The organism is Mesorhizobium sp. 113-3-9 (assembly GCF_016756515.1).
Lineage (GTDB): Bacteria > Pseudomonadota > Alphaproteobacteria > Rhizobiales > Rhizobiaceae > Mesorhizobium.
This window is the reverse complement of sequence record NZ_AP023246.1, coordinates 1,598,402-1,622,835: the sequence shown is the minus strand read 5'-3', so window position 1 is coordinate 1,622,835 and position 24,434 is coordinate 1,598,402. Positions and strand designations below refer to the sequence as shown.

Genomic DNA, 24,434 nt, shown 5'->3' with positions numbered 1-24,434 from the left:
TACTACTTACTCATTTGTTTATCATTCGAGTAAAATCTTATGTCACACATCTGCTCTCATTACCCAGGGCGACAAGCATCTCAGGCGGCGTGGCGTAGATCCTGACCAGCCACCGATCTCGGGAGTTCCACCTGGGAGTAAACCGTGGCCTAGCGTGAACGGTCTTCCAATTGTCCAATGCTATAACGTCTCCGCGATTAAAGAATAACTCGCGTCGTGGCGGCGTTTCCCGCAGGGCATTCTTCAAATTGTCCAATGCATTTTTGGCAAAGACGGCAGTAGTTGAAATTTTGTCTTCATTGAACCGTATGAAATAGCCGCCGCTTCCGTCGCTGGACAGGACGCTCACGTTTCGTGTGGTCGTCGGGAGACCGAACGAGTCAGGGCTCGCCACATCGAAAAGCGGCTTTCCGAGCACTTCAATGTCCGCGTGAGTAAGTTGCTGAAGAACATCTGAAAGGCACGCAAATGTGATTGGAACTTGAGGTTCGTCATAGATGGCGCCCCAGAAAAGATAGCGTGGCGCGGGGAAAAGGTTTGTAGGCCCAGCGGTGCTATTGTTTAAAGGACGATACGCGCCGTCGATATGCCAGCCGAGTGCTCTTGCCCATCCTTGCGAACTAGCTTCGTTCGCCGCATGCCTGTTGGGTGCGACGTGGCGAAGGATTCGACCGGCATTCTCGTCCTGATACGCGAAGCTTCGTAGTTTCATGGCTCCCACCATTCCGATGGTGTTTGCCACACAGACGGCAATGCGCCTCGACGGCGGGTCGCGTTCATAGGGTGAGGCTGGCGGGTTGGCGTCAACTGGCAAGTCAGTCAGGTGGAAATGGGCGGAGTGATCAAGACTGCGTCGAGCTGCCTCTACCCGTACGCTGCCCAGCAACCCAATCATCCGTTTCGCCCCCTCCTCCTCCCAGAGAGCTATGTTTTTCTCCGGATCGGTGGCCATGAACGGAGCGGTTGCAACACTACAACGCACTGTTGCAGGTGTTCTATGCAGCAGAGTTGCAGACCTGCTGACAATTTGTTCTGCAGACATTGTCGTTCGCTCCAAGTCTAGTGTAGCGAGTGCATGAGTTCAGCGAGCCGCGCGGCGCCTAGAGCAAAATCTGAAGGGGAAAGTTCCTGGAAAGGTAGTCTAAGGAAACTGCCGCTTTGTTTGCCGTCGCCTGTGTCCGCCAGGAAGGCCGACCCTCGCGCCAGTGTAAGGCCATTCTCGCGCGCCCTCGCAATCAAGTTCGTCTCGTCGATGTGAAAGGGAAATCTCAAGCCGAGGAAATAGCCGCCCTCAGGTGCGGTTAAGAGCGCACTCCCGAACTGACGGCGCGTAGCCGCGATAGCAGCCTGCCATTTAGGTCGTAGTTGAACGCGCAGGTTTGCAATAGTCGAGACAACCAAATCCGAACTGAAGGCTCTGGCTGCAATGGCCTGGGTCAGCGGCGGCGGCGACAAATAGGTGTTTTCGGCGAGTGCTGCGACCGCTTTGAGCTTCGCCGGATCGCCGATGACGTAGCCGATGCGAAGTCCAGGGCTCAGGATCTTGCTCAACGAGCCGACGGTGAAGACATCCGCGTTTTGGCACAGTTCTCGCATCAGAGGGGGAGGATGTCCTTCGTAGCGTAGTTCGCGGTAGGGAATATCCTCGACTAGCGGAACTTTGAACTCAGACGCCAGTCGTAGGATTTGCTTGCGCTTTGCCATTGACGTCGTGACGCCGCTTGGATTCTGAAAATCTGGAATCATGTAGAGAAATGATGGGGCGTCGAGGTGGAAATGTCGGGCGAGAGCGTCGATGTCGATACCGTCCTCAGAGAGGGATATCCCGATAACCCGGGCGCCAAGTCGCTTGAAAATTGCAATAGAACGGTCATAGGTTGGGCATTCTACGAGCACCGTCGGGTTGGGAGATTGCAGGAGTATGCGCGCCAACAGGTCGAGGACCTGGAGCGATCCATTGCCGACGAATATAGTTTCGGAATCCGCGCCGTGAAAACGAGAGATTTCGTTAATCAGTTCCGGATCACCTCGAAAACCACCGAGCCGTGCATATTGGAACAGACCTCGCGAATGTTCTGCCAGGACTTCTCTTGTGATCTCGCCCAAGGCTTGCGTCGGAATGAGTTCAGACGGGGGCACGCCGCGGTTAAATTCAATTAAGTCGGACTGAAGCCGATCAAGTCTAATTGCGTGCGAGTTAGCCATTGGTCACCTCCCGCTCAGTATGGGAAGTCCAAGAGGCGGCCTCCACCAGCTTACGGTCAAAGAGATCGTCTCTGCAAAGTTCTTGGACCGTAGGTACTCCCATCTGACGCAAAGTATCCTTGAGTTGCCGTCTAAGGATCAGAATGACTTCAGCAACACCTTGTTGCCCCCCAGCGGCCAGCCCCCATACGTAGGGACGCCCGATGCAGACTGCGTATGCACCAAGCGCTAGTGCAGTTGCGATGTTGATACCTGAGCGAATCCCACCATCAAGGAGGACTGGAATCCTCGTGTGGATCGCCTCGACGACTTCCCGGAGCGCTACGAGCGTTGGAACGACGTGGTCTAGCTGACGGCCGCCGTGGTTGGAGACGATCAACCCGTCTGCGCCAACATCAAGGCAGTGCCTTGCATCCTCACCGCGCGTGACGCCTTTTACCACCAGAGGCAGTCTGCTCATGCGACGGATGTGAGAGAGCTGCGACAGTGAGATGGGAAGTCTCTCGATGCGGGCAGAAGAGGGGGCACTGCCTGACAGAACTCCCAGTCTGCGAAGTAGATGAAAATCAGTAGCAGCTGGCGTCACGAAACCGGATCGCTGTGTCCGCAGCCTTTCTGCCGGGAAATGGGCGTCCATCGTCACGACTATGGCCTCCGCGCCTGCTTCATCGGCAAGGCGGATCGCCTCCTTAACAGTATCCATGTCGCGATAGGCGTAAAGTTGAAACCACCAGCTTCCGCCGGCGGCGCGCGCAATATCCTCAAGCGGATAGTGGCTGTCGCTGCTGACAATAGTGATCAGACCCGCCGCGCTAGCAGCGGCCGCCACTGCAATCTCGGCACCCTCATCGAAAATGCGTAAGGGACTTGTCGGCGCCAGCAGCAGGGGCATCGATAACATGCGGCCGAACAGTGGTGTCTGCTGCGACGGGTTCGAACAGTCAACGCGAGGAAGGCGAGGGCGCAACCAATACTGGCAGAAGGCTGCGCTATTGTCGGCGATCGTGTTTTCGCTTCCCGCCCCGCCGTCGAGATAAGCCCACAGCGCGTCGTCGAGCCGAGCGCGCGCGGCGCGCTCGATATCCGCCAGGTTGCGGTCGCTTGTCATGCCGAAACCGTTAACTGACCGATCTCGGAATTGGGACCTTGATCGTGCGCGAAGCGCAAGTCGAGAACGCTCGACGCCCCCGCGCAGTAGCGGATCAACCGCTCTATGCCGAAACCAATGCCGCCCGTTTGTATCGCCGCTCTGGCCTTCCATTGCGCATAGTGTTTGTGCGGCTCTTCGCCAAGATCTCGTGCCTGCCGTAGGATGTCTTCCGGGGAATCAGGCCGGAGGCCGCCGGTAGCGAGTTCGCCGTAGCCCTCCGGCAGTACCAGATCGTAGGTGGCAAAGGTTCCGTCAGCCTTTCGGCGGTAAATAGAGTCACGCACACCGTCCGGATAGTTGGTGAGCCAGAATGGCGCACCCTGATGCATCGAAAGCGCATGTTCCTCTGCATGGGTAAGGTCACCTTTCGCATGCGGATTGACGGGACCGCCGACATCGGCCACGTGACGTCTCGCCTCGGCAAACGGTATCCGGACAAATGGCTTCACGGCGAGCCTGCCGATACGCTGCAAAGCCCGCTCGTCGGCACGCGCATCGCCTTCGACGGACTGCAATAGGCGCGCGGCGAAACCGCTCAATATGGCTTCCACAGTCCCATAGACATCATCGACACTTTCCGTGTGCCACTCGATCTCGGCCTGGAAAAAGGTGTAGAGATGCCGCCCAGAATGATCTTCTCCATCCATCAGCAAGCGCAGGCAAGGGGCTATGCAGTAGACTTTGCTGGCATACTCGAGTGCGAGTTGTTTCTCCACACAGTGGCTAACCGGTAGATAATAGTATTTGGCGCCGGTCACTGTAACGTGCTGGCGTCCGTTGGAGTCGTTGGCGACAGAGACAGATGGCCGAGCGCGGTCGCCTAGGACTGCAACTCCATGACGCGCCCCCGGCTCATAACGCTCCGACAAGATGGCGGGTAGTATTTCATCAAAGCTCTGAGATGCCAGAGACCCACGCAGTGCTGCGAGAACGCGGCTTGTCCAAAAGTAGGCCGCAGGAAAACCACCGTCCATTTCAAGCCTCCTGTCTCTTTGGGGGAACTGCGATGAAAGTGCCTGCATTTGCTGCAAAGGCCACACCTCCGAGCAGCAGGCCGACCACAACCGCCCGAACTATGATTGGCAACAACCGGTCGTTGACGCCCACCCGCCTAGCCAATGTGCTATGCCGGTTGCAGAAATTGACGACTCCACCGAGCGCGAAAGCCGGCTCCAATTCAGCCGCCGCTCGGTCGAACGTGCTCGACAGCACTTCCAATTCGAGCAAGGTCTCGTCTGTAAGCCCATCCTTACGAGGTCGCGAAATAGCCTCATAGCAATCTGAATGGTCGAACGCTTGGAGCAGAACGAACGGCAATACGTTGAGCAAGTGTGACAGTTCAACTCCGTCACGCTCTCCCCCTACCTGGCAGTGGCTGCCGCGTCGCGATCGCATCAGCAGAAACGACAGAGCCGTCTCGGGGGTAAGGACCAGAGACAGCTCTGGCAGCCACCGCACATTCCCGCGCAGCTTCTCGTTGAGATCAGCCGCGAGTTCCGACCGCGCAACGATTCCTCCGAATTTGGACCGCAGTCGCCCTCCAGTTACTTCGATGTCTCCAACAGCTAGCGGGGCGTCCGTTGCCTCGTCTGGTGTCTGTCGGGATCGCCAAATAAGCTGGGCGGCGGCCGCTCGTTTGGCAAAGCAGCGTCGAGCCGCCTCGAGGCTATCGCCCTCATCATCGCTGAGTGCCGCAACCCGAGCCGGCTGGTCAACGGGAACCTGCAGTGAACCGAGCAGCGCTTCCGTCCAGTTGCTCATCGCCAAAACTCGAGGCCGCAGATAGATGTTGCACCCTTTGGAAACGACCTCCTCAACCCAATCCCGACCGGCCAACCAATTTGCTATCTCTGGGTCAAGGCTTGCGGCTGCATCGCTTCCCTTTGCACTCGGGCGCAACCTGACTGCTCGCTTTCCGAATGGCGAACGGTCGGCCAAAGAGACTTCGAAATCGTATGGAAAGCGATCCCGAAGTCGCGCCACAATTAGCGACTGGATCGGTCCTGTCGACAATCCGGGCTTAGCTGTCACATCTGCCGCACTCATGGAACGAACCTGTTCGACGAACGATGCACGAAGGATGTTTCCTCGATGGAGGAACAACCGAAGAGGATCATTAGAAATCGGTCTAGGCCGATACCGAAGCCTCCGTGAGGCGGGCAGCCATACAGGAACATTTCGAGAAAGTAGGGCTCCAGGTACTGCTGGATAATCTCCGGAGAAAAGCCGTCTGAGGCCATCTGACGCTTCAGGCGCTCGTGATCATGCTCGCGCTGGCAGCCTGACGATATCTCTGCCCCTCGCCAGAATAGGTCGAAGCTGCGAGTGACCGCCTGCCCCAACGGTATCTCACTATCCTGAGAGCGCATCGTGTAAAAAGGCCGGTCTGTCGCCGGAAAATTCTCAATATAGACGAAGCTGCAGCCTGTCTTTTCCTTGGCATACCTGCACAGCATCTGTTCTGATTGATGAGTAAGTCTTCTGTCGATCGCTAGGCCGCTACGATTGAGCAATTCAAGCGCTGCACGATAGTCAAGTCGTAGGATCTTATCCGCCGGAATTTCAACCGACACGCCGAAGTGCGTCTTAATATCGGCACCATGCAATCGATCGATATCGCGCAGGGCGAAACAGAGCATTTCTTCCTGCAGGTCCATCACCTCCTGATGTGACGCGACCCACGACCATTCGACATCAATGCTGGTGAACTCGGTTGCATGGCGATTTGTGACCGCACCTTCGGCACGAAAGGCCGGCCCCACTTCAAAGACCCTCTCCAAACCTCCAGCCATCGCCATTTGCATGTAGAATTGCGGCGACTGGATTAGGAAGGCTCGTTCGCCGAAATAGGGGAGCTCGAAAACAGCAGATCCGGATTCGCTTCCGCTGGCCGTTATCTTCGGCGTGTGCACCTCAAGGAAATGATGCGACAAAAGGAATGATCGAATAGAGCTAAGCAAGGTCGTCTGAACTTCGATGATCAGAGCCTGTGACCTCTGGCGCAAGGCTAGGAATCGATGGCGAAGAGGATCGAAAGAGTCACGGTCGTAATTCGCCTGTTTCTCGATGGCCGGCGCCAGGGTAGAAATTGAATCAGCATTGATCTCGATCTTGCCAAACTTTGCGATCCGCGGTTCACAGACGCGTCCTATTACTCTGATAGCACTTTCCGGCTCTATCGATGGAGATGCACAAGACTCGTGGTCTATCCGACGCGCGACCTGTACTTCTCCTGTTCGATCTCGGATCTGTAGGAATTGCATGGAGCGAGCCTGCCGCGATGCGACGAGCCAGCCCCTGAGTTCGACTTTCCTGCCGAGGAAAAGGGGCAGATCCGTAATTCGTACGTTGGGACACTCCGCGTCCCCATCAGGCCGAAGAGGTGTGTGAGCTAGCCGTTTGGCTCCCCGCAACTCTGGTTCGGACAATGTACCCGCCGTCATGACAAACTCCATTGCAGATTGCTACGAGACAGCCTTGACGAAATCCCTGCGAAACAAGCCCAGCTACGCTGCAATTGGAACGCCCAGCGGGATTCGAACCCGCATCTACGGTTTACAAGACCGTGGCTCTTAGAACTCAGCTTGTGACCTTACGGCGGGGCAGTTAGTACATCGCGCCGCGTCGATTTTTCGGCGAACTCTCGCCACGGAAACCCTGTGCGACCTGGCTAGCATCAAGTCGGGGCCCGGTTCCCATAATCGACAATAAATGGTCTTCCACCCCTATGGTCGATGCCTTGTTCGTTTCCGTTGAACTATGGGCGCTTGCCGTTATTGCCTAGTCTAGATGCCAAGATGGCGTATCGGCGACGCGGATGAGTACGCCATCTATGTTTGATACTGGATGTCGCGAGCAGCGCGATCGTTTATCCAGTGCGGTGGACTTGCACGGGCGGCCTCCGCGTTCAGTCCGCGTGTCTCATGACAAGGTCAGCGCAGAGCCGCTGTCACTTCTTCCGATGTCAAAGCATCCGCAATGCGGTCTGTCAGAGACGCCGAGATTGTCTTGGACAACTCGTCGGACAATGTGACTGCCAATTCTGGCAACTTGGCCAATGTGGCCATCGCTGCTGTCAGAGCCTGTGTCAGAGCCTGTGTCATTCCTTGTGTCATCGACTGTGTGACACTGACTGTCACGCTCTGTGTTACGGCTGCTGTTTGCATCGCTGCTGTCAAGGCAAGTGTCGCGCTTTTTGTCGCGGACGCTGTGACATCCTTTGTAACGGCTGCTGTAATGATCTGTGTAACCGATTTGCTGGATATCGCCTCAAGGGCACTCTTGCCGGAACTCACCACGTATATCACCTCCTTCCGTAGCTAGGATTTGTGGAGTCGTTGAGGCAGAGAACGCCCTTGCACTCCACAGTAGCAAGGTTACTCAAAGGCCGTTTCAGGAGCGTTGGCGGATCGTTGGCGAATCGTATGTTCGATGCCCTGAGAAGTCCCGCACTACCTGCGGTGTTCAGATGGACACAGTCCTGACCAAAAGCACGATCGCATATTGTTGATGTGTCGGCGCCTTACCCCTCCATCCTAACCTTCCGCCTTACAGAAGATTTGGACGTACGCCTTCGTGGGCGCCGCGCTCTTTCAGTTTCTCGGCCAACGGCGCCGGGAAGCGGCCCGCCCCAATCGTTTATTTGACGGTTTCAGAATTGCTTTTGATAGGGCATTGAAATCGTTGGTACGCCCAAGGGGAATCGAACCCCTGTTCCCGCCGTGAGAGGGCGGTGTCCTGACCGCTAGACGATGGGCGCGTTCAAGAACCGGCGATATAGGCTGACGGCCAGGAAAAAGCAACTGGGGTTCGGCGGCTTTACCAGATCGAATGAAAAGACGCCCGCGCTTTACCGTTTCGGCTCGATCAGGTCCCAGAGATTGCCGTGGAGATCGGCGAAAACAGCCACCGTGCCATAGGGTTCGAAACGCGGCGCCTCGCGGAATTCGACACCCTTTTCCAGCATCGCCGCATGGTCACGGGCAAAGTCGTCGGTTTCGAGGAACAGGAAAACGCGGCCGCCGGTCTGGTTGCCGATGCTTTGCCTTTGCGCCCCGTCCGACGCCTCGGCCAGCAGCAACCGGGCGCCTTGCCCGTTGGCCGGCGCCACCGTCACCCAGCGCTTGCCGCCGCCGAGATCGACATCCTCGGTGAGCAGGAAGCCCAGCCGCCCGACATACCAGGCGATCGCTTCGTCATAGTTGGCGACGACCAGTGCCACGGTCGCGACACGGCGATGTTGGGCAAAACCCTTCATGCCTTGGGCCTGCTCGTTGTTGCGGCCTGTCATTTGTTGCGAACAGCGAAACGGCCGATCAGGCGGCGCTCGCCAATGTCATAGACGAAGATCGTTCGGCCGCCGTCGGCAAGTTCGGCATCGATGGAGATGCGATTGCCGGACAGCGACTGGCTGACCACCTTGGCGCCGACCGGCAGCACGATGTCGCCGCTCAACGGCTCGCCGGCGGGCACCTGGATATCGCCGGCCGATGGCGGGTTCTCGGGAGATGCTTTGCGGGCTTTGTAGACAATCGCCGCGATCACCACCATAAGGGCCAGCAACAGCAGGCCGAGATTGATGGCCATGAAGCGGACGAGCTTGCCACGCATCTTTTCGACCTCGGGATCGAGCGGCTTTTCCTGATCTTCTTCGGCAGCGGGCCGGGCCATGGCAAAACATTCCGGAACGGTTTTTCGATGAGCGCTCATAACGAAGAGGCCCCCGAATTGATAGGGGATCAATTGACAGAGGCGGCACCCGCCGTGCTGATAGCGGGCGAGGATGCGGCGGGCCAGCGCCTCGACCAATGGCTGGCGGCCAGCCTTGGCCCTGATATGTCGCGCAGCCGCGTGCAGATGTTGATCCGGCAAGGCGCGGTCAGGGTCGACGGCAAGCCGGTTGACGAGACCAAGCGCAAGATGACACCAGGCGAACGTGTATCGGTCGCGATGCCGGAGCCGGAGCCGGCCGCGCCACAGGGCGAGGACATCGCCCTCGACGTACTCTATGAAGACGACGCACTGATCGTCATCAACAAGCCGGCGGGGCTGGTCGTGCATCCCGGCGCCGGCAACTGGACCGGCACGCTGGTCAACGCGCTGATCCATCATTGCGGCGACAGCCTTTCCGGCATCGGCGGGGTGCGCCGGCCAGGCATCGTCCATCGTCTCGACAAGGAAACCAGCGGCGTCATGGTGGTGGCCAAGACCGATCGCGCCCACAAGGCCCTGTCCGAAGCCTTCGCCGACCATGGCCGGACCGGCGATCTCGAACGCGCCTATCTGGCCCTGGTCTGGGGCATCCCGCAGAGGCCGACCGGAACGGTCGATGCACCGCTCGGCCGCGCCGCCGACCGGGTGCGCCGCGCCGTTGTGCCGGAAGGCCGCGACGACGCCCGCCATGCCGTCACCCATTTCGCCGTTCAGGAGCGTTTCGGCGAGAACCAGCAGGCATTTGCGACCGCCAGCCTGGTCGAATGCTGGCTGGAGACGGGCCGCACCCACCAGATCCGCGTCCATATGGCCCATATCGGCCACCCGGTGATCGGCGACCCTGACTATGGCCAGGCCTTCCGCACCAAGGCCAATCGGCTGCCGGAGCCCCTGAAAAGTCAGGTCAAGGCATTTTCCCGGCAAGCTTTGCATGCCTGGCTCCTTGCATTTCGCCATCCCGATACCCATCTACCGATGAGGTTCGAGGCGCCGATACCGGGGGACATGGAGGAACTCGTCGGCGGCTTTCGTAATCTCTGAACCTGCCATCAACGAGTTCGAAACCAGCCATCAAAAAACCTGACTGGCATTGTTCACTTCAACGTGACACACTGTTTCGCGTTGAACAAATGTCTGTCTTTTCTGGTTTTGTTCCTGTATAAGTTCTGATGTCGCGAGCGAGCCTTTTGGTGTTCGCGTCACATGCCCGCCGCGTTTCGGGGGCATCACTCCAATAGAGAGGGGGCGCTATCATGGCCCAGTCACTACCCAGTATCGTTTCCGGCGAAGGCGGCCTCAGCCGCTATCTGGAAGAAATCCGCCGCTTTCCCATGCTTCAGCCGCAGGAAGAGTACATGCTCGCCAAGCGTTATGCCGAGCATGAAGACACTTCCGCCGCGCACAAGCTCGTCACCAGCCATTTGAGGCTCGTCGCCAAGATCGCCATGGGCTATCGCGGCTACGGCCTGCCGATCGGCGAAGTGATCTCGGAAGGCAATGTCGGCCTGATGCAGGCCGTCAAGAAATTCGAACCCGAGCGCGGCTTCCGCCTCGCGACCTACGCCATGTGGTGGATCAAGGCCTCGATCCAGGAGTACATCCTGCGCTCGTGGAGCCTGGTCAAGATGGGCACGACCGCCAACCAGAAGCGTCTGTTCTTCAACCTGCGCAAGGTGAAGGGCAAGATCCAGGCGCTGGACGACGGCGACCTCAAGCCCGACCAGATCGCCGAGATCGCCACACGGCTCAACGTTTCCGAAGCCGAAGTGGTGTCGATGAACCGCCGCCTGTCGGGCGACGCCTCGCTCAACGCGCCGATCCGGGCGACGGAAGGCGAATCCGGCGAATGGCAGGATTGGCTGGTCGACGACCACGAAAGCCAGGAAGAGATGCTGATCGAGCAGGACGAGCTGGAAAACCGGCGCGGCATGCTTTCGGGCGCTCTTGCCGTGCTTAACGAGCGCGAGCGGCGCATCTTCGAGGCCCGTCGCCTCGCCGAGGAGCCGCTGACGCTGGAAGAGCTGTCGTCCGAGTTCGACATCAGCCGCGAGCGTGTGCGCCAGATCGAGGTGCGTGCCTTCGAGAAGGTGCAGGATGCGGTCAAGGCCGCCGCCAAGCGCCAGACCCAGGCCCTGCGCACCATCGAGGCCCAGCCGGCGGCTTAAAGCCCGGGTTCGGTAATGAACAAAAGGCGGCGCCAGGAAACTGGCGCCGCCTTTTTTTGTGCTTACGGCTGGTGGTTGGCGAAAGCGAGGGAAAAGCCAATCTCCCCCGCAAGGGCAAAGCAATCGCATATGAGTTTTTACGAAGAGGACCCCCACCCTAACCCTCCCCACAAGGGGGAGAGAACGCTGCCGCGTGCTTGTTACTCCCTCCTTGGTGTCGAAACTCAGGTAATTTGCTGAGGTCAGCGCCAACGAAAGTCCCCTCCCCCTTGTGGGGAGGGGTTAGGGGTGGGGGTACGTGCCGGGCAAACGTTCGGGAAGTCTCATATAGCCCTACCCGCAGGGGGAAGATCGCTGGTTCTTCAAAGCCCATCCAGCGGGAACTTCAAATACCGCCTTCCATTGGCTTCCGGTTCCGGCAGCCGTCCACCATTCATGTTGACCTGCAGCGCGTGCAGGATCAGCCGCGGCATCGGCAATGTCCGGTCGCGCGCCTCGCGCAGGGCGACGAACTCGGCCTCGTTGCGCGCTGCAACGAGATGGATGTTGGTCGCTTTCTGCGCGGCCACCGTGCTTTCCCACAACGGCTCGCGGCCACCGGCCTGATAATCATGCCCGACAAAGACGCGCGTCTCGTCGGGCAACGCCAGTATGCCCTGGATCGAGTGCCACAGCCGCGCGGCACTGCCGCCGGGAAAATCAGCCCGCGCCGTGCCGCTGTCGGGCATGAACAGCGTATCGTGAATGAAGGCGGCATCGCCGATGACGTAGGTGATCGACGCCAGCGTGTGCCCCGGCGAGAACAACACCTTGACCGGCATCGTCCCGACCCGGAAGGTTTGGCCGTCTGCGAACAGACTGTCCCACTGCGAGCCGTTGGCGGGAAAATCCGGCCAGTTGTAGACCACCTTCCACAGGTTCTGGACGTCGATGATCCTGTCGCCGATCGCCATCGGCGCTCCGGTCTTCTGTTTCAGGTAGTGCGCGGCCGAGAAATGGTCGGCATGCGGGTGTGTGTCGAGGATCCATTCGAGCTCCAGCCCGCTTTCCCCGATGAAATCGAGCAAGGCATCCGCGCTCTTCGTACCCGTCGCACCGGATTTCTCGTCGAAGTCGAGGATCGGATCGATGACGGCACACCGATTCGTGGCAGGGTCGGCGACGATATACTGGATGGCCCCGGTCGGCTTGTCATAGAAGCCCCTGACCATTGGCCTGGCCAAAGTTACGTCCACGTCCGGCTCCCTCGACCCATCGCCGGCGGGAACGATTTTCTCCACCGGCACCCAACAGGAGCATGGTTGTCCACCCTCGCGGGCCAGTCAAGCATGACGTGGCGCGCAAGGGCGGAAAAGCCAAAAACGGTTCCGGTGCGCCCGCGTCAGGCGGATGGCTGCTTGGTCTTCCTGAGATAGGGCAGGATGGTCTCGTAGGCGCCGAAGCGCTTGATCGCATCCTCGTTGGAGACGGCGGCGGTGATGATGACGTCTTCGCCCTGCTTCCAGTTGGCCGGCGTCGCCACCTGATGCTTGGCGGTGAGCTGCATGGAATCGACCGCGCGCAGGATCTCGTCGAAGTTGCGGCCCGTGGTCATCGGATAGGTCAGTACCAGCTTGATCTTCTTGTCCGGTCCGATGACATAGACCGAGCGCACCGTGGCGTTGTCGGCGGGCGTGCGACCCTCCGAGGTTTCGCCGGCGCCGGCGGGAAGCATGTCGTAAAGCTTGGCGACCTTGAGGTCCTTGTCGCCGATCAGCGGATAGTGCACCGAATGGCCGGTCGCCGTCTTGATGTCGGCCTGCCACTTGTCGTGGCTCGCGACCGGATCGACGGAGATGCCGATGATCTTGACGTTGCGCTTCTTGAACTCGCCTTCCAGCCCCGCCATCGTGCCAAGCTCGGTCGTGCAGACCGGCGTGAAGTTCTTCGGATGGCTGAACAGGATCGCCCAGCCGTCGCCGATCCAGTCATGGAACTTGATCTCTCCTTGCGTGGTCTCGGCGGTGAAGTCCGGCGCGATGTCGTTGATACGAAGGCTCATGGCACATTTCCCCTGTAACTGATCTGGTCCGCGGTCAGCGCGACGGGCGGCAAACCATGCCGCCACCAGGCGCCCGCCCTCCGGCACAGCCGCATCTTAGCGCAAAAATCGTGACTGCAAGATAATATGAAACTCTTGTCGGCGGCGGAATGAGCATTTTCATGCTGCCGACGGCATCGGCGCAAGAGCCTTCCGGTTGCACCGGCGAGGCTTCGGCAACTCAGGCCTTGTTGATCGCCAGCGTCGCCGTCAGATCTTCCATGCGCTGCGCCAGCGCGCCGAGCGCGTTGGTCAGCACGCTGTCGCTCTTGTCGGCCTTGGTCAACGCCTCGTCGCGAGTCTTGCGCAAGGTCAGCACTTCGCTTTCCATGCCCTTGACGCGTTTCTGCAGCTCCGACAGTTCGTCCATCACCATGATGCCGGCCATGACCGTCAGCCGCTGGTCGCCGATCTCACCGAACGAGTCCTTCAGGTGTGAGACATAGCGGTCGAAGCGTTCGGCAAGGTCGATCAGATGCTCTTCCTGGCCCTCGTCGCAGGCCATGCGATACTGCTTGCCGTCGATTGAAACCGTGACCTGTGCCATGGGCCAGCTCCTATCTGTCCAACACGGCGCGGATGGTTTCCATGGCGGTCACCAGCCGTCGCGAGACTTCCTTGTTGGCGTCTTCCAGCCGTTCGGCGCGCGCTTCGGAATTGTCGAGTTCCTGCGCCAGCCGTGAGCGGTCGGCATTCATCCGCTGCACTTCGGCCTCGGCTTCCGAATAGTCGCGCTCGTGCTCCAGCTTGGCCGCGACGGCGTTCTCCAGCCCTTCGATGGCCTTGCCCAGCCTGGCGATTACTTCCTTGAGCGTGCTTTCCCCGGTCATGGCTTCGTCCTGTGCCCTGCCCATCACCGAATCGTTCGCGTTCAGAACGCGTTATCTCGGAAACATTAGGCACCGGGTGAAGGCAACGTCAACAAAGCTCTCGCGACTGTCCCCCGCTAACGCTAATGTAGGCCCGCCGCCGGCATCACAAGACTGGCAAATGTGCACCCGATTTGTTGACTAAAAGCCCGCGCCTGCTATGTGTCGCGCACCCTTTTCAAGGGCTCTCCCAAGCCCTCAAACCCCCACCCTGGAGGAACCATGACGTCGCGTGAACAACATGACCGGATGGCCAATGCGATCCGTTTTCTCTCCATGGACGCTGTCGAGAAGGCGAATTCCGGTCATCCCGGCCTGCCCATGGGCTGCGCCGACATCGCCACGGTGCTGTTCACCCGCTTCCTGAAATACGATCCAAAGGCCCCGCACTGGGCCGACCGCGACCGCTTCATCCTGTCGGCAGGCCATGGTTCGATGCTGCTCTATTCGCTGCTCTACCTGACCGGCTACGAGGACATGACGATCGACCAGATCAAGCATTTCCGCCAGTTGGGCTCCAAGACCGCCGGGCATCCCGAGTACGGCCATGCCACCGGCATCGAGACGACGACCGGCCCGCTCGGCCAGGGGCTGGCCAATTCGGTCGGCTTCGCGCTTGGCGAGCGCATCATGAACGCCGCCTTCGGCAACGACCTCGTCAACCACTACACCTATGTGCTGGCCGGCGACGGCTGCCTGATGGAAGGTGTTTCCCAGGAAGCCATCGCGCTTGCCGGGCATCTGAAGCTCAACAAGCTGATCGTGTTCTGGGACAACAACAACATCTCGATCGACGGTCCGGTTTCGCTCGCCGACAACACCGACCAGGTCGCCCGCTTCCAGGCCTCGGGTTGGAATGCCAGCCATATCGACGGCACCGATCCGGAAGCGATCGCCTACGCCATCGAGGCCGCCCGCCATTCCGACAAGCCGACGATGATCGCCTGCAAGACCACCATCGGCTTCGGCGCCCCGACCAAGGCCGGCACCAACAAGGCGCACGGCTCGCCGCTCGGCGCCGACGAGATCGCCGGCGCGCGCAAGTTCTTCAACTGGGAATCGCCGCCTTTCGAGATTCCGGCCGAGATCCTCGAGGCCTGGCGCGCAGCCGGCAAGGCCGGCGCCAAGCCGCGCACCGACTGGGAAGGCCGCCTCGCCAAGGCCGAGCCGAAGCTGAAGGCCGAGTTCGAGCGCCGCCTCGCCGGCAAGCTGCCGTCCAATTTCGACGCCGTCATTGCCGAGTACAAGAAGAAGCTTTCGGCCGACAAGCCGAAGGTCGCCACCCGCAAATCGTCCGAGATGGCGCTGGAAGTCATCAACGGCGCCGTGCCGGAAACCATCGGCGGCTCCGCCGACCTGACCGGCTCCAACAACACCAAGACCAGCCAGACCAAGAACATCACGCCCGACGACTATGGCCAGCGCTATGTCCACTACGGCATCCGTGAGCACGGCATGGCGGCCGCGATCAACGGCCTGACGCTGCATGGCGGCCTCATCGCCTATGGCGGCACCTTCATGTGCTTCTCCGACTATGCCCGCCCGTCGATGCGGCTTTCCTCGCTGATGGGCATCCGCTCGATCTTCGTCATGACCCATGATTCCATTGGGCTCGGCGAAGACGGCCCGACCCATCAGCCGGTCGAGCACCTGGCGGCCCTGCGCGCCATCCCCAACCACAATGTCTTCCGCCCGGCCGATGCGGTGGAAACCGCCGAATGCTGGCAGATCGCGCTCGAATCCGAAAAGACCCCGTCGACCCTGGCGCTGACCCGTCAGAACCTGCCGACGGTGCGCACCGAGCACTCCGCCAAGAACCTGAGCAGCCAGGGCGCCTATGAACTGGCCGCGGCCAGCGGCGAGGCGGCGGTGACCATCTTCGCCACCGGCTCCGAGGTCGAGATCGCTCTTGGCGCCCGTGACCTGCTCGAGAAGCACGGCCATCCGACCCGCGTCGTCTCGGTGCCTTGCTTCGAACTGTTCGACAAGCAGAGCGACGACTACCGCAAGAAGACCATCGGCAACGCGCCGATCAAGATGGCGATCGAGGCCGGCATCCGCCAGGGCTGGGATCATCTCATCGGTTCGGACGGCATCTTCGTCGGTATGACCGGCTTCGGCGCCTCGGGCACGATCGAGCAGCTCTACCCGCATTTCGGCATCACCGCCGAGGCGGCGGCCAAGGCAGCGGAGGCCCGCCTGCACGCCAAGTAAGGCCTGTGCATGTGCCAAAGCCGTATTGCGGTTTTGGGGTGAAGACTTGCACGAAACAAAAATGACCCGGCGAAACCGCGCAAAGCGATTTCGCCGGACTGGCCCAAACTAATCGATTTAAATCTGCGTCGCTGCGGCTGGATTCTTTCCGCTTGCGCCGCTATGAAGCTGCGGACCCATCGTCTGCCCTCCAGCTCCCAGGGAGAGAAAAATGACCGTCAGAGTTGCCATCAACGGATTCGGCCGCATCGGCCGCAACATCCTGCGCGCCATCCACGAATCCGGCCGCAAGGACATCGACGTCGTCGCGGTCAACGACCTCGGCCCGGTCGAGACCAACGCGCACCTGCTGCGCTACGACAGCGTGCACGGCCGCTTCCCGCATGAAGTGTCGGTGTCCGGCGACCAGATCACGGTCGGCAAGGAAAAGTTCAAGGTCACCGCCATCAAGGACCCGACGCAGCTGCCTTGGAAGGAACTCGGCGTCGACATCGCGCTCGAATGCACCGGCATCTTCACCGCCCGTGACAAGGCCGCCGCGCACCTGACCGCCGGCGCCAAGCGCGTGCTGGTCTCGGCCCCTGCCGAAGGCGCCGACCTCACCGTCGTCTATGGCATCAACCACGACAAGCTGACCAAGGACCACATCGTCATCTCGAACGCCTCCTGCACCACCAACTGCCTCGCGCCGCTGGCCGCCGTGCTGCACGAGACGGTCGGCATCGAAAAGGGCATGATGACGACGATCCACTCCTACACGGGCGATCAGCCGACGCTGGACACCATGCACAAGGATCTCTACCGCGCCCGCGCCGCGGCCCTGTCGCAGATCCCGACCTCGACCGGTGCCGCCAAGGCCATCGGCCTCGTGCTGCCCGATCTCAAGGGCAAGCTCGACGGCATCTCGATCCGCGTGCCGACCCCGAACGTCTCGGTCGTCGACTTCAAGTTCATCGCCAAGCGTCCGACCACGGTCCAGGAAATCAACGACGCGGTCATCGCCGCCTCCAATGGCAAGTTGAAGGGCATTCTCGGCGTCACTCATCACCCGAACGTGTCGATCGACTTCAACCACGATCCGCGGTCCTCGATCATGGCGCTAGACCAGACCAAGGTGATGGACGGCAACTTCGTTTCGGTGCTGTCCTGGTACGATAATGAATGGGGCTTCTCCAACCGCATGGGTGACACGGCCGTCGCCTTCGGCAAGACCATCGCCTGATCGCGGCTCCATCTTCCAGAGACTTGAAACGCCCGGCTTTGTCCGGGCGTTTTCATTTGCCGGAGCAGCGACGAAAATCGGCGGCTTCGGCCAAAAAACCACCCTGCCGCCTTGCACTGGCCATGCCTTCGCCCCACTCTCCATTGAATCGGGATGACATTACAGCGCCGCGCGTCCTTGGACGCGCAAGGGACACTGTGACACTTTTGATTTGCGCATGATCCTTTCCGAAATCCATCCCGATTTCGGGGTCATGCGGCAGGAATTCGAGGGGGCAAATCACGGATGGAGCATGCGATCTATCTCGTCACGCTGGTCGGCACGGCGCTCGTTGTCGCCGCCGCGTTTTCGAGCCTGATCGCCTTCCGCTTCGGAGCCCCTCTCCTCCTGCTCTTTCTCTGCATCGGGCTCGCCACCGGAACCGACGGTCTCGGCATCGAATTCGACAATGCCCGCATCGCCTATTTTGCCGGCTCACTGGCTCTCGCCGTCATCCTGTTCGATTCCGGCTTCGGCACGCCGCTCAACGCCTTGCGGCAGGCGGCGGGCCCGGCGCTCTCGCTGGCGACCTTCGGCGTGCTTCTCACCACCGGCCTTTTCGGCGCCGCGGCCTACTATCTGCTCGATTTGAGCTGGCTGGAATCCTTCCTGCTCGGGGCCGCCGTCGCTTCGACCGACGCCGCGGCGGTGTTCTTCCTGCTGCGCGCCGGCGAGATCAATCTGCGCGAACGCGTGCGCTCCACGCTCGAGGTGGAATCCGGCAGCAACGACCCGATCGCCATCTTCCTGACCATCACCCTGGTCGAGGTCATCGCCGCCCACGCCAACCCCGAAGCTGACGTCCTGGTCACCAGCCTGATCCTCGGCTTCCTCGTCAATATGGGCCTCGGCGCCATCGTCGGCGTGCTCGGTGGCCTTGCCATCGTGCGTCTCGTCGACCGGCTCAACCTCGACCACGGCCTGCTGCCGATCTTCGTGCTGACCCTGTCGCTGATGGTCTTCGCCGCCGCTGGCGCCATTGGCGGTTCGGGTTTTCTGGCGGTCTATATCGCCGGCCTCATTGCCGGCAATTCCGACATCCGCGCCGTCACCATCCTGAAGCGCTTCCAGGACGGCATGTCCTGGCTCGCGCAGATCATCATGTTCCTGATCCTTGGCCTGTTCGCGACACCCTCGCAGTTTCCGGCGATCATGGTGCCGGCGGTGCTGCTCGGCCTGTTCCTGATGTTTGTCGCAAGACCCGTCGCGGTCTGGCTCTGCCTGATTCCGTTCCGCCTGCCGCGACCCGAAGTCGCCTTCGTCTCCTGGGTCGGCCTGCGCGGCGCCGTGTCCATCCTGCTTGCCATCACGCCGCTGCTCGGCGGGCTGGAGAACGGCCGCGTCATCTTCAACACGGCGTTCATCATCGTGCTGGTGTCCCTGGTCGTTCAGGGCTGGACGGTCGGTCCGCTGGCACGCCGCCTCGGCCTCATCGTCCCGGCACGGTTGGGACCGCTGGACAAGGTCGAACTCGAACTCCCCGGCTCCGCCCATCACGAGCTTCTCGCCTATCGCGTCGCACCTGGCAGCCCTGTGGCGCGCGGCGAGCGCATTCCGCGCTGGGCACGGCCCTCGCTGGTGCTGCGCGACGGCCGCTCGATGCGCTTCCAGGACATGGGCCGGCTGGCCGCCGGCGACCAGGTCTACATCTTCGTGCCGGACCGCTATCCGCGCCTGCTCGACAAGCTGTTCGCCAGCCGCGCCGTGGTCGACCCCGAGGATGCCGATTTCTTCGGCGCCTTCGCCGTCGACCCGGCGCGCTCCGCCGCCGAGCTGGAGGCCGCCTACGCGCCGGGCCTGACCGAAGCGGAGCAGAAACAGACCGTCGGCGCGCTGGTCACGGCGCGGCTCGGCGGCCATGCCGAATATGCCGACCGCGTGCTCATCGGCTCGATCGAACTGATCGTCAGGGACGTCGACGACAAGGGCAGGATCACGGGCCTCGGTCTTTCCTTCGAGCCGACCGCACCGGTGGCGCGGGTGCCGGTGTTCCTCAGCGCTGGCGAGATGGGCGACCGTCTGAGCGCCTTTATCCGCAACTGGCGCAAGCCGATCGAGACGCAGGTGACGGCAGAGCCCGAAGACGGCCCCGAGCCACCGGCTGAAAAGGCAACGACCGGAAGCTGACAACAGCGATCGTTTGCCCTCTCCCGTCGGCGTGGGCCGATCTTCACGGACTATGTCCCCGCCCGCCTCAAAATTTCGCGCCGCACCGCGGCCAAAGCCTTGCATCGTCACCGATGCGGGGTATGGTCCCGGCGATTTTCCGAGGAAAGGGACCGGCATGGCTGCCTTCAAGACACTGGACGATATCGGCAACATCAGCGGCAAGCGCGTGCTGGTGCGCGTCGACCTCAACGTTCCCGTCGCCGACGGCAAGGTCACCGACGCCACCCGCATCGAGCGCATCGCGCCGACCATCGCCGAATTGTCCGGCAAGGGCGCCAAGGTCATCCTGCTCGCGCATTTCGGCCGGCCGAAGGATGGTCCCTCGCCCGAATTCTCGCTGGAGCCGATCGCCAGGGCGACGGCCGAGGTGCTCGGCCGTCCCGTCGGCTTTGCCTCGGATTGCGTCGGCGATACGGCGGGCAGTGCGGTCGCGGCCATGAACAAGGGCGACGTGCTGCTCTTCGAAAACACCCGCTTCTACAAGGCCGAGGAAAAGAACGACCCGGCCTTCACCGAAAGGCTCGCCGCCAATGGCGACATCTTCGTCAACGACGCTTTTTCGGCGGCCCACCGCGCCCACTCCTCGACCGAAGGGCTGGCCCGTCTGTTGCCGGCCTTTGCCGGCCGCACAATGCAGGCCGAACTGGAAGCACTGGAGAAAGGCCTGGGCAAACCGGTGCGCCCGGTCGTCGCCATCGTCGGCGGCGCCAAGGTCTCGACCAAGATCGACCTGCTGATGAACCTGGTGAAGAAGGTCGACGCATTGGTGATCGGCGGCGGCATGGCCAACACCTTCCTGGCCGCGCGTGGCACTGATGTCGGCAAGTCGCTGTGCGAGCATGACCTCGCCCCCACCGCCAAGCAGATCATGATCGAGGCGGCGGAGGCCGGCTGCGCCATCATCCTGCCCGTCGACGGCGTCGTCGCCAAGGAGTTCAAGGCGGGTGCGGCCTGCGAGACCGTTGCCATATCGGAGGTGCCGGCCGACGGCATGATCCTCGATGTCGGCGCCAAGACCGTGACGACGATCGGCGAATGGATCGACCGTGCCGCGACGCTGGTCTGGAACGGCCCGCTCGGCGCCTTCGAGATCTCGCCGTTCGACCACGCCACGGTGGCTGCCGCCCAGCACGCGGCGGCGCGCACCAAGGCCGGCAAGCTGATCTCCGTCGCCGGTGGCGGCGATACGGTGGCGGCGCTCAACCACGCCGGTGTCGCCGACGACTTCACCTATGTCTCGACCGCCGGCGGCGCCTTCCTGGAATGGATGGAAGGCAAGCCCCTGCCCGGCGTCGACGTGCTGAAGCGGTAAGCAATTCCAAGGAAAAGCGCGCAGCGCTTTCCCTTGGGAATTGCGTCAAGACGCAAGCGCGTTCTGCAGCCAGGCGGAAACGCCTGGCGTCGCAGGAATGCGGCTAGATCAGTCAAGGCAATCAACACAAAGAGAGCGCCGGGCGGCACTCTCGACTTTCAATCGATTCGAGCTTTCCGATGCCATTCCTTTGGCGGTAGACTTCCGTTAAGCGCGGAACGAACCCCTTTCAGGAGAAGCATGATGAGCGAACGTCTCGAAGACATTGCCGCCGCGATCGTGGCCAACGGCAAGGGCCTGCTGGCCGCCGATGAAAGCTCCGGCACGATCAAGAAGCGCTTCGATGTCATTGGCGTCGAATCGACCGCCGACAGCCGCCGCGACTATCGCGAGATGATGTTCCGCGCCAAGGACGCGATGACCAAGTATATTTCCGGCGTCATCCTCTATGACGAGACGATCCGCCAGAAGGCCGCCGACGGCACGCCGCTTGTCGACATCATCAAGGCGGCAGGCGCCATCCCCGGCATCAAGGTCGATGCCGGCGCCAAGCCTCTGGCCGCCTTCCCCGGCGACACCATCACCGAGGGCCTCGACGGCCTGCGCGAACGCCTTGCCGACTACTACAAGCTCGGCGCCCGCTTCGCCAAATGGCGCGCGGTGATCGACATCGACACCGCCAAGGGCGTGCCGTCGGCGACCTCTATCGGCTCCAACACCCATGCACTGGCCCGCTACGCCGCCCTTTGCCAGGAAGCCGGCATCGTGCCGATCGTCGAGCCGGAAGTGCTGATGGACGGCGCCCATTCGATCGACACGTGCTACGAGATCAGCAAGATGACTTTGCTCAAGCTCTATAACGAGCTCTACGCGGCCCGCGTCGTGCTCGAAGGCACGATCCTGAAGCCCAACATGGTGCTGTCGGGCAAGAAGTCAGGCACGGTGGACAGCCCCGAAAAGGTCGCCGAGATGACCATAAAACTGTTCCGCGAGACGGTGCCGGCGGCAGTCCCGGGCATCGCCTTCCTTTCCGGCGGCCAGGAGGACGAGGAGGCGACCGCCAACCTCAACGCCATCAACGCCATCGGCCCGCATCCGTGGAAACTGACCTTCTCCTACGGCCGCGCGCTGCAGGCCGCCCCGCAGAAGGCCTGGAGCGGCAAGGCATCGAATGTCGCCGCCGGTCAGGCCGCCTTCACCCATCGCGCTCATATGAACTATCTGGCCGCGCTCGGAAAATGGAAGGCGAGCCTCGAACAGGCCGCCTGAACACAGTTCTCTCGTCTTCTTCGAACCCGGGCCAATGCGCCCGGGTTTTTGTTTGCGGCAGGCCTGGGCTTGGGATGGAGCCTGTCCATCCTTATCTCCCTCTCGGCGCAGGAGCATGATCCAAAAAGTGGAAGCCGGTCTTCCCGGACAAACGGGAGCCGGCCTGTCCAGGGATCATGCTCAACCAACGAGCGATGTCGGTTTGCGCTCATCCCGAACGTCCTTGGGGTGCAGACAGGGAGAGATTCATGCATCGCAACAAGATCGTTTCACGCGAAGACTGGTTTCAGGCGCACAAGGCACATCTGGCCCGCGAGAAGGAACTGACCCGGCTTCGCGAGCGCATCGCGGCCGAGCGGCGTGAATTACCCTGGCTGAAGATCAGGAAGGATTATGTCTTCGAGACTGAACAGGGGCCGAAGAAACTGGCCGACCTGTTTGGCGCCAACAGCCAGCTGATCGTCTACCACTTCATGTTCGGGCCGGGCTGCAGGCATCATTGCGAGGGCTGCTCCTTCCTTGCCGATCATATAGACGGCGCCAACCAGCACCTGAGGCATCACGAAGTATCCCTGGTGGTGATCTCGCGCGCGCCGCTGGCCGAGCTTCTGCCCTACAAGCAGCGCATGGGCTGGAAATTCGACTGGGTGTCGTCCTATGCCTCGGACTTCAACTTCGACATGCAGGTTTCCTTCACCGACAAGCAGATTGCGGCCGGCGACACCACCTACAATTTCGAGACCCGTCCGCGGACATCGAAGGAGCTTCCCGGTACCAGTGTTTTCTATCAGGACGAGAACGGCGACATCTTCCTCACCTTTCTGTCGCGTGCGCGCGGCGGCGAGGCGCAGATCGGCGCCTATGATTATCTCGATATGACGCCGAAAGGCCGCAATGAAAATGGCCCTTATCACGGCCTGATGGACTGGGTGCGGCTGCACGACGAATATCAGGACAAGCAGGCGGGCCAGCCGAACTGCTGCGACTGAAGGCGTTCACCTCCGCCGAAACATGCGCTAAGCCTGCCGCAAATCATTCCACGGTATCGCCATGCGTTTTCCCGCCCTTCTCACCTGGCTCGCCTTCCCCATCTATGTCTGGCAGGGATTGGGTGTGCGCCGCCGCACCTCGCGGATGCTGCCGGCGCAGGGACCGGTCATGCATGAGATATCAGGCAAGCCACCGGCGATCTCGCTGCTGGTGCTGGGCGATTCCTCCGCCGCCTCGGTCGGCATAGGCAATTCCGAGGACGGGCTTGCCGCGCAGCTCGCCGTTCTGGTCTCGCAGCGTACCGGCCAGGCCGTGCGCTGGCGCGCCGCCGGCTTCAATTCGGCGACGTCGGGCCAGATCCGCGACCACGTCCTGCCCAATCTGTCCGCCGATCCGTGGACGCATATCGTGCTTGCCATCGGCACCAACGACACCAAGAATTTTCATTCCGTGCCGCGCTTCAAGAAGGAGTTCGGCGGCCTGCTCTACGCGCTGCGCGCCAAATGGCCGGAGGCGCGCGTGGTGTGGTCGCCGGTGCTGGAGTTCACCCGCGCTCCCGCCATGCCGACGCTGCTGGGCAAAATCCTCGAAATCCGCGCCACCGCGATGAACAGGATGGGCGAGCGGCTTTGCCTGGAGCGCGGCGCATTGCCCGCACCCCGCCTGCCGATCACCAATCCCGAGGCCGGTTTTGCCTCGGACGGCTTTCATGCCTCGGAGGCGGGTTACCGGGCCTGGGCGGAACATCTCGTCGGCATGGTCCTCGCCAGTTGACAGCCAAGAAGCCTATCTTGTCTTGGGAAGGCCTATGTCAAATGCCCGAGCACGGCCGCCAGCGAGATCGCGGCCATCGCCAGAAGCGCCAGCTTCCAGAAATCGGCGCGGCGCTTCAGCCCGGGCCAGCCGATTGGCTTGATCAGCTGGATGACCATGAAGCCGACGATGACAAGGGCGAGAAGTTTCGTCATGCCGCCTTTGACCAGCAACGCGACCGGCTGTCAAAACCTGCTTATACATCACCGGCCGAAGCCAGATGTT

23 protein-coding genes and 1 tRNA gene are annotated in these 24,434 nt (G+C 61.2%); 9 read left to right on the top strand and 15 right to left on the bottom strand.

The window, feature by feature from the left end; all coding sequences use genetic code 11:
• Positions 1-37: 37 nt before the first annotated feature.
• The 10 genes from MesoLj_RS07890 to MesoLj_RS07845 all read right to left on the bottom strand — a co-directional run bounded on the left by MesoLj_RS07890 (position 38) and on the right by MesoLj_RS07845 (position 9,025).
• Positions 38-1,042, bottom strand: a complete 1,005-nt coding sequence (locus MesoLj_RS07890) for a TauD/TfdA family dioxygenase (RefSeq protein WP_202325641.1) — start codon at positions 1,040-1,042, stop codon at positions 38-40.
• Positions 1,043-1,059: 17 nt separating this feature from the next.
• Positions 1,060-2,205: an aminotransferase-like domain-containing protein gene (locus tag MesoLj_RS07885; RefSeq protein WP_202325640.1), complete on the bottom strand. Its 1,146-nt coding sequence runs from the start codon at positions 2,203-2,205 to the stop codon at positions 1,060-1,062.
• A complete protein-coding gene (locus MesoLj_RS07880; protein WP_202325639.1) occupies positions 2,198-3,313 on the bottom strand; it encodes an alpha-hydroxy acid oxidase in 1,116 nt (371 codons plus the stop codon). The genes MesoLj_RS07885 and MesoLj_RS07880 overlap by 8 nt, the downstream gene beginning before the upstream one ends.
• A complete protein-coding gene (locus MesoLj_RS07875; protein WP_446720299.1) occupies positions 3,310-4,113 on the bottom strand; it encodes an amino acid--tRNA ligase-related protein in 804 nt (267 codons plus the stop codon). The genes MesoLj_RS07880 and MesoLj_RS07875 overlap by 4 nt, the downstream gene beginning before the upstream one ends.
• Before the next feature lie 217 nt (positions 4,114-4,330).
• Positions 4,331-5,401, bottom strand: coding sequence for a hypothetical protein (locus tag MesoLj_RS07870; RefSeq protein ID WP_202325637.1), 1,071 nt, complete (start codon positions 5,399-5,401; stop codon positions 4,331-4,333).
• Positions 5,398-6,798, bottom strand: coding sequence for an aspartate--tRNA(Asn) ligase (gene aspS, locus MesoLj_RS07865; RefSeq protein ID WP_202325636.1), 1,401 nt, complete (start codon positions 6,796-6,798; stop codon positions 5,398-5,400). Before aspS ends, MesoLj_RS07870 begins: the two co-directional genes overlap by 4 nt.
• Before the next feature lie 489 nt (positions 6,799-7,287).
• Entirely contained in the window at positions 7,288-7,653 is a 366-nt protein-coding gene (locus tag MesoLj_RS07860) for a hypothetical protein (RefSeq protein ID WP_202325635.1), read from the bottom strand.
• A 386-nt stretch (positions 7,654-8,039) separates the two neighbouring features.
• Positions 8,040-8,114, bottom strand: a tRNA-Glu gene (locus tag MesoLj_RS07855).
• A 90-nt stretch (positions 8,115-8,204) separates the two neighbouring features.
• Positions 8,205-8,612, bottom strand: coding sequence for a VOC family protein (locus MesoLj_RS07850; RefSeq protein ID WP_202325634.1), 408 nt, complete (start codon positions 8,610-8,612; stop codon positions 8,205-8,207).
• A gap of 29 nt (positions 8,613-8,641) precedes the next feature.
• Positions 8,642-9,025, bottom strand: coding sequence for a hypothetical protein (locus tag MesoLj_RS07845; RefSeq protein ID WP_056575742.1), 384 nt, complete (start codon positions 9,023-9,025; stop codon positions 8,642-8,644).
• Positions 9,026-9,052: 27 nt separating this feature from the next.
• On the opposite strand from MesoLj_RS07845, the gene MesoLj_RS07840 reads away from it, so the two are divergent.
• Entirely contained in the window at positions 9,053-10,108 is a 1,056-nt protein-coding gene (locus MesoLj_RS07840) for an RluA family pseudouridine synthase (protein ID WP_202325633.1), read from the top strand.
• A gap of 212 nt (positions 10,109-10,320) precedes the next feature.
• Positions 10,321-11,232 (top strand): RNA polymerase sigma factor RpoH, encoded by a 912-nt coding sequence (gene rpoH, locus MesoLj_RS07835; RefSeq protein WP_140772745.1) that lies wholly within the window; start codon positions 10,321-10,323, stop codon positions 11,230-11,232.
• A 362-nt stretch (positions 11,233-11,594) separates the two neighbouring features.
• On the opposite strand, the gene MesoLj_RS07830 is transcribed toward rpoH, so the two are convergent.
• The 4 genes from MesoLj_RS07830 to MesoLj_RS07815 all read right to left on the bottom strand — a co-directional run bounded on the left by MesoLj_RS07830 (position 11,595) and on the right by MesoLj_RS07815 (position 14,142).
• Positions 11,595-12,467, bottom strand: a complete 873-nt coding sequence (locus tag MesoLj_RS07830; protein WP_244735315.1) for an MBL fold metallo-hydrolase — start codon at positions 12,465-12,467, stop codon at positions 11,595-11,597.
• Between the two features lie 146 nt (positions 12,468-12,613).
• Positions 12,614-13,273 (bottom strand): peroxiredoxin, encoded by a 660-nt coding sequence (locus tag MesoLj_RS07825; protein ID WP_056575731.1) that lies wholly within the window; start codon positions 13,271-13,273, stop codon positions 12,614-12,616.
• 220 nt (positions 13,274-13,493) lie between these two features.
• Positions 13,494-13,859, bottom strand: a complete 366-nt coding sequence (locus MesoLj_RS07820; protein ID WP_056575728.1) for a cell division protein ZapA — start codon at positions 13,857-13,859, stop codon at positions 13,494-13,496.
• Positions 13,860-13,869: 10 nt separating this feature from the next.
• Positions 13,870-14,142 (bottom strand): DUF4164 domain-containing protein, encoded by a 273-nt coding sequence (locus MesoLj_RS07815; protein WP_056576508.1) that lies wholly within the window; start codon positions 14,140-14,142, stop codon positions 13,870-13,872.
• Between the two features lie 261 nt (positions 14,143-14,403).
• Here MesoLj_RS07815 and tkt point away from each other — a divergent pair, with 261 nt between their 5' ends.
• The 7 genes from tkt (at position 14,404) to MesoLj_RS07780 (ending at position 24,170) form a co-directional block, all read left to right on the top strand.
• The gene (gene tkt / locus MesoLj_RS07810; RefSeq protein WP_140777477.1) at positions 14,404-16,395 is read left to right on the top strand and encodes a transketolase; all 1,992 of its coding nucleotides are present in this window, start codon (positions 14,404-14,406) and stop codon (positions 16,393-16,395) included.
• Between the two features lie 211 nt (positions 16,396-16,606).
• On the top strand, positions 16,607-17,617 hold the full coding sequence (gap, locus tag MesoLj_RS07805) for a type I glyceraldehyde-3-phosphate dehydrogenase (protein ID WP_065005509.1): 1,011 nt from the start codon (positions 16,607-16,609) through the stop codon (positions 17,615-17,617).
• 285 nt (positions 17,618-17,902) lie between these two features.
• A complete protein-coding gene (locus tag MesoLj_RS07800) occupies positions 17,903-19,783 on the top strand; it encodes a potassium/proton antiporter (protein WP_140777479.1) in 1,881 nt (626 codons plus the stop codon).
• Between the two features lie 157 nt (positions 19,784-19,940).
• Positions 19,941-21,137: a phosphoglycerate kinase gene (locus MesoLj_RS07795; protein WP_202325632.1), complete on the top strand. Its 1,197-nt coding sequence runs from the start codon at positions 19,941-19,943 to the stop codon at positions 21,135-21,137.
• 243 nt (positions 21,138-21,380) lie between these two features.
• Positions 21,381-22,406 (top strand): class I fructose-bisphosphate aldolase, encoded by a 1,026-nt coding sequence (locus MesoLj_RS07790; protein WP_202325631.1) that lies wholly within the window; start codon positions 21,381-21,383, stop codon positions 22,404-22,406.
• A gap of 248 nt (positions 22,407-22,654) precedes the next feature.
• On the top strand, positions 22,655-23,395 hold the full coding sequence (locus tag MesoLj_RS07785; RefSeq protein ID WP_202325630.1) for a DUF899 domain-containing protein: 741 nt from the start codon (positions 22,655-22,657) through the stop codon (positions 23,393-23,395).
• Between the two features lie 61 nt (positions 23,396-23,456).
• A complete protein-coding gene (locus tag MesoLj_RS07780) occupies positions 23,457-24,170 on the top strand; it encodes an SGNH/GDSL hydrolase family protein (protein ID WP_140776962.1) in 714 nt (237 codons plus the stop codon).
• Positions 24,171-24,202: 32 nt separating this feature from the next.
• Here MesoLj_RS07780 and MesoLj_RS07775 read toward each other — a convergent pair whose 3' ends face one another.
• A complete protein-coding gene (locus tag MesoLj_RS07775; RefSeq protein ID WP_140776964.1) occupies positions 24,203-24,364 on the bottom strand; it encodes a hypothetical protein in 162 nt (53 codons plus the stop codon).
• Between the last annotated feature and the right edge of the window lie 70 nt (positions 24,365-24,434).